General features: G+C 73.2%; 6 protein-coding genes. All 6 read right to left on the bottom strand.

Annotated elements, in window-relative coordinates; genetic code table 11:
- The coding region (locus FL311_RS40805; protein WP_194869584.1) for a macro domain-containing protein at positions 1-243 on the bottom strand (243 nt) is incomplete at its 3' end.
- Between the two features lie 89 nt (positions 244-332).
- A complete protein-coding gene (locus FL311_RS40800; protein WP_141333031.1) occupies positions 333-920 on the bottom strand; it encodes a Fis family transcriptional regulator in 588 nt (195 codons plus the stop codon).
- Between the two features lie 155 nt (positions 921-1,075).
- Positions 1,076-2,422, bottom strand: a complete 1,347-nt coding sequence (locus FL311_RS40795; protein WP_141333030.1) for a universal stress protein — start codon at positions 2,420-2,422, stop codon at positions 1,076-1,078.
- Between the two features lie 155 nt (positions 2,423-2,577).
- Positions 2,578-2,994: a type II secretion system protein GspG gene (locus tag FL311_RS40790; protein ID WP_141333029.1), complete on the bottom strand. Its 417-nt coding sequence runs from the start codon at positions 2,992-2,994 to the stop codon at positions 2,578-2,580.
- Positions 2,995-3,055: 61 nt separating this feature from the next.
- Positions 3,056-4,516: an adenylate/guanylate cyclase domain-containing protein gene (locus FL311_RS40785; protein WP_046717171.1), complete on the bottom strand. Its 1,461-nt coding sequence runs from the start codon at positions 4,514-4,516 to the stop codon at positions 3,056-3,058.
- A 150-nt stretch (positions 4,517-4,666) separates the two neighbouring features.
- Positions 4,667-5,480: HAMP domain-containing sensor histidine kinase (locus FL311_RS40780; RefSeq protein WP_141333028.1), on the bottom strand; the 814-nt coding region annotated here is incomplete at its 5' end.

Raw genomic sequence — 5,480 nt, 5'->3', positions numbered from 1 at the left:
GCCCCAGACCGGCCCCACCGTGTGGATGACGTGGCGGGCGGGCAACCGGTAGCCGCGGGTCAGCTTCGCCTGGCCCGTGGGGCAGCCATGCAGCAGGCGGCACTCGGCCAACAGCTCCGGCCCGGCCGCGCGGTGGATGGCGCCGTCCACGCCACCTCCGCCCAACAGCGCGCTGTTCGCCGCGTTGACGATGGCGTCCGCGTCGACGCGGGTGATGTCACCTCGGATGAGCTCCAGGGTCATGGCCTCTCCTCTTGCCACGGGTGGGCCACGGACGACGCCTCCGGCGACCGCGCCTGACTCGAGGCGCGGCGGGCCGGGACCGCGGGTCCTCAGCGCGGCGAGGCGTTGCGAGGCGCCGACTTGCGCGTGCTCGACACGGGCTTGCGCGCCTTGGGGAAGGTACGCGTCACCGTGCCGGGGCGGCGGGCCTCGGCGGCGGCGCGGGCCTTCTCCTCGGCGGCGCGGGCGGCGGCGGCCTTCACCGCGAGCTGCTCGGCCTGGAGCGCCCAGCGCCGACGCAGCAAATCCCGCAGGCCCTCCTTCTGGAGGTCCACCTGCGCCTGATGCAGCCGGTAGTGCAGGTCCTCGCGCAGGGTGCCGCGCGCGAGCGCCGCGTCCGCCGCGCCCGACACGCCCACCACCACCTTGGGCCGCTCCTCCTGCATCTGCAGGCAGCGCAGGATGAGCCCCTGCGCCTCGCGCCCCAGCTTCACCGCGTCCGGGATGAACACCACGCCGTTGCGCTGGCGGAGCGCGTTGGCCAGGTCCGCGGCCTGCCGCACCTCCACCAGCTCCACGTCGAAGCTGCGCGCGGCCTCCTGGGCCCAGCTGCGTCGCTCCTCCTCCGTGCCTCCGTGGATGATGAGCGAGGCACGATTGCAGACGAGCTCTTCTTCTCGGTAACCGCTGAGCGTCACCGGCAAACCCCCTGCTGCCTGAAGCGTGGAGGCCGGATTCTAACGCCCCCTCGGGTCCTCCATTCAACGCCCCGGGTATCCTGGCAGGTGGGGCTCGAAGCGACCCACCTGAAAGCCCTTTCATGTGTACCTGGGTGACAGCTGTCTCGGGGCTGTCACGAGGCGGGCACCACCATGACGGGGCGACGGCAGCGCGCCACCAGCTCCCGGGCCACCACGACGGGCAGCGCGTCCGGGGCCTGGGAGGTCACGCCCGACGTGCCCAGGCACACCAGGTCCACGCCCTCGCGCTCCGTGGCCTGGCAGATGGCCAGCGCGACGTCCTCGCCGGACACGCCCTCCACGCTCCAGCGCAGCGCCCGCGCGCCCTCGTCCCGGGGGACCAGGTCCCACAGCCGCTGGAGCGTCGCCTCGTGCTCGCGCGGGGGCTCGGGCAGCACGCCGGAGTGGTCCATGAAGCCCGTCTCGCCGAAGCGTCGACGGTGCACGTGCAGCAGGTGCACCCGGCCGCCCGGCCCCACCATCGAGCGCGCCTGGGTGATGGCGCGCAGGCACGCGTCGGAGAAGTCCACCGGCACCAGCACGCTCCTGGGAGGCTGCGCGCGACGGGGCTCGCGCAGCGTGTCCGGCACGCACACCACCGCCTGCTCCGCGTTGCGCAGCACGCCCGCGGACACCGAGCCGTGCCACCAGCGCTTCACCGGCCCCTGCGCGCGCATGCCCACGACGACCAGGTCCGCGCCGCGCGAGAGCGCCACATGCAGCAGGTGGTCCGCCGACCGCCCGAAGCCCGGCTCCAGCACCACCTCCACGCTCCCCTCGCCGAGCAGGTCGCCCACCTGCTCGCGCACCTCGCGCAGCAGCACCGTCTGCACGGCGGGGTCCAGCGCCTCCATGTCCCGCAGGCCGGGCTCCAGCACCTCCACGTGCACCGGCGTGTGGATGCCCAGCCGCTCGCGCGCCTCCAGGGGCGAGCACACGTACGTGGCCAGCACGTCGCACGGCCCCACCCGGCGCAGCTCGCGCAGGAAGCCCACCGCCGCGTCGGCCGTGGGGGACAGCGGATCCACGCCCACCACCACGAGCAGCCGCCTGCGTCCGCGCATCCAGTCCACCAGCGCGTCCGCGCGGCGCACCGACAGCACCGGTCCACAGCCGTGTCGGGCCAGCCGCTCGGGCAGCGAGGCGCGCCGCCACGCCGACGTGCGCCAGCCCTCCGCCGCGGCCACCACCCAGCGCGAGTGCCTGCACTCCTCGTCGGCGAGCACCGCCTCGGTATCCGAGCGCACCCGGCAGCTCACCCGGCCCGGCGGCAGGTGCAGCCGCTCCGCCTGGGCCTCCAGGTCACGCTGGGCCTCCCGGCGCACGGCGTCGGTGAGGGGCTCGCCGTCCATCACGCCCACGAGCAACAGCGGCTCCCCCAGCCGCGTCGCCAGCGCCGCGGCGACCTCCACTTCGCGGGACTCCCGCGCCATCAGCGGGCTCGCACAGACGATGGCCATGGCCGCCCTCCTCGGAAGGGATGGCCGAGACTCCATCCCCTGGAGGACAGATGCGCACGCCGCGCGCGGACGGGGCCCCCTCGCCGGACGGGGAGGAGCGCGGGGACCACCGCACGCCTGCTCCCCTCACACCGCGCGGACGCCTGCCCGGACGGCTACTTCACCTCCGGCCGAGGGTGGCCGTCGTGGTTGGTGTGGTCCTGCTCCTCGCCGTTGCCGCCCCGGTCATCGCTCTTGCCGAACGTGGCGAGGAACACCTGGCTGCCGTTGCTGGTGTAGCGGTAGTGCCGGCCCCACGGGTCCAGGGGCAGCGCGGGCAGGTACCTGGGGACGAGCAGCGGCTCCAGGTCCGCCTCCTCCGGCAGCACGTTGCCGTCCGCGTGGTAGCGGTTCAGGGCGTCCTCCAGCACCGCCAGGTCCTGATGGATGCGCTCCGCGTGCACCGCCTTCGAGCGCGTCAGCGCCCCCACCAGCACCGCCCCGACGAGCGCGACGGCGAACACCAGCCCCACCCAGAGGACGGGGGAGCGGCGAGAGGGCGGAGGGTGGGCATCGGAGGCAGGCGCTGTCATACCCCCACCCTACCCGTTGAGACGCCCCGGGGCGCGAAAGACTTCGCGTGGGGCCCGGCGGCTAGAGGGCGCGGTAGAGCGGCACGGGCTGCTGCTTGCCCTTCAGGCGCACGGGAGGCAGGTCCTCGAAGGCCGTCTCCCGGGCGTCCACCAGGTCCCGGGTGCGCTCGCCCACCAGGATTTCCCCGGGGCCGGCCAGGGCACACAGGCGCGCGGCGACATTCACCGCGTCGCCGATGCAGGTGTACTCCGAGCGCACGGTGCTGCCGATGTTGCCCGCGACGACGACGCCGGAGTTGATGCCCACGCCCAGCTCGAGCACCAGCGGATGGCCCTCGCGCCCGTTGGCGGCCCACTCGGCCTCCGCCTCCACGCGCAGGTCCGTCATCGCGTCCATCATCATCTTCGAGCACTGGAGGGCACGCAGCGCGTCGTCCGTGCGCGCCACCGGGGCGCCGAACACGGCCATCAGCCCGTCGCCGAGGAACTTGTCCAGCGTGCCGCCGCACGTCAGCACCGCGTCGGACAGCCGGCCCAGCACCTGGTTGAGGACACCAACGACCTGCTCGGGAGGCAGGCTCTCCGCCAGGCCCGTGAAGTTGCGGATGTCCGCGAACAGCAGGGTGACTTCGCGCTTCTCGCCGGTGAGCACCACGCCGTCGGCGCTCTTGAGGATTTCATCCACCACGGCCGCGGAGGTGTAGCGCGCGAACAGCTTGCGCATGCGCTCCGTCTCGCCGGTGCGGCGCACGACGCTCTCGATGCGCGCGGCGAGCTCGTCCATGGACGCGGACTTGTTGACGTAGTCGTCCGCGCCGGCGCGCAGGCCGCGCACCTTCTCCGCCTCGCGGTCGTTCGCGGTGAGGATGATGACGGGCAGCCCGCGGGTGGGGCCCTCCTTGAGGCGGCGGCACAGCTCCACGCCGTCCAGGCCGGGCATCTCCAAATCACTCAGGACAATGGCGGGCTGAAGGCGGCTCATGCCTTCGAGGGCCTCGAACGGGTCCTGGAAGCAGAGCACCTCGTAGCCCAGGGCGACGAGCCCCTCCTGCACGAAGGCGCAGGCGAGCGGGCTGTCATCGACGACGACGACGCGGCGGCGCCCGTCGATGAAGGGGCGGGGGTTCTCCTGGCGTCCGGCGATGCGGTTCTGCAGGCCCAGGGCCTCGTAGATCTGCTTGTAGGTGCAGTGGCCCAGCTCCACGAGGATTTCGCCCAGCTTGCGGCCATCGCGGCGCTGGCGGGCGAGCGCCTCCTCGAGTTGAGCGAGCGTCACGTACTTGAGGCCCACGAGCAGCTCGCCCAGCGCGGGCTGGGAGGGGCCCTTGTCGTGGTGCAGGCCCAGGGCCTCGCCGAGCGCGTCCTGAATCTGCTCCCGGGTGACATAGCCGAGGGAGATGAGGGCCTCGCCCACGCGCTGACCGGTGAGGGCCTGGAGGGCCAGGGCCTCCTGCACCTGCATGGGCGTGACGATGCCCAGCTTGAGCAACAGGTCACCGAAGAGGGGGCTGGATGCGCTCATGTGGGGGCGGCCTTCCGCGTCCAGGAAGCCAGGGACGCAAGGACCGCAGCGTATCCGACCTGCCCCCGGTCCGGGAGGACTCCCACCACCGTGACCAGGACCCTCACATCCGGAGCGGGCGAGGCATCCAGGACCCGCCCGTGTCGACGCTCAGCGCGGGGCGCCGCCCGGCAACGGCAGTTCCACGGTGAAGGTGGAGCCCCGGCCGGGCTGGCTCTCCACGCGGATGCCGCCGCCGTGGGCCTCGACGATGCGCTTGGTAATCCAGAGCCCCAGCCCCAGGCCCTTGAAGTGCTGCGCGGACTCGGTGCGCTCGAAGCGCTCGAAGATGCGCTCCTGGTCCTCCTGCGCCACGCCGATGCCCTCGTCGCGCACCGCGAGCGCCGCCACCAGCCCCCGCGCCTCCACCTGCACCGTCACCGGCCGCCCCGCGCCGTACTTGGCCGCGTTCGACAACAGGTTCACCAGCACCTGCTCCAACCGCAGCTTGTCCCAGTGCCCCAGCACCTCCACGTCCGCCACCAGCCGCACCTCGCTGCCCGCGCGCGCCAGCTCCTCCGACATCCGCGACACCAGCTCGCGCGTGAGCGCCGCCAGGTCCAGCTCCTCCCGGTTGAGGCTCAGCCGTCCCGCGCTGATGCGCGACACATCCAACAAATCGTCGATGAGCAACCCCAGCCGCTGCCCCGCCCGCGCCGCCTTCTCCGCCCGCTCCGCCAGCCCGCTCGCCGCCATCGCGTCCTTCGCCATCCGCGCCAGCAGGTGGATCTGCAGCTGCAACGCGTTGAGCGGCGACTTCAGCTCGTGCCCCGCCACCGACAACAGCTCGTCACGCGCCTTCACCGCCTGCGTCGCCGCGCCGTACAGCCGCGCGTCCTCGATGGCCAGCGCCGCCCGCGCCGCCAGGCTCTCCAACAGCGCCCGCTCCTCCGCCGTGTACTCGCGCCCCCGCGCCTCGCGGATG

This window comes from Myxococcus sp. AB025B, from assembly GCF_006518215.1.
Classification (GTDB): domain Bacteria; phylum Myxococcota; class Myxococcia; order Myxococcales; family Myxococcaceae; genus Myxococcus; species Myxococcus fulvus.
This window is presented reverse-complemented; position numbering and strand designations above follow the sequence as displayed.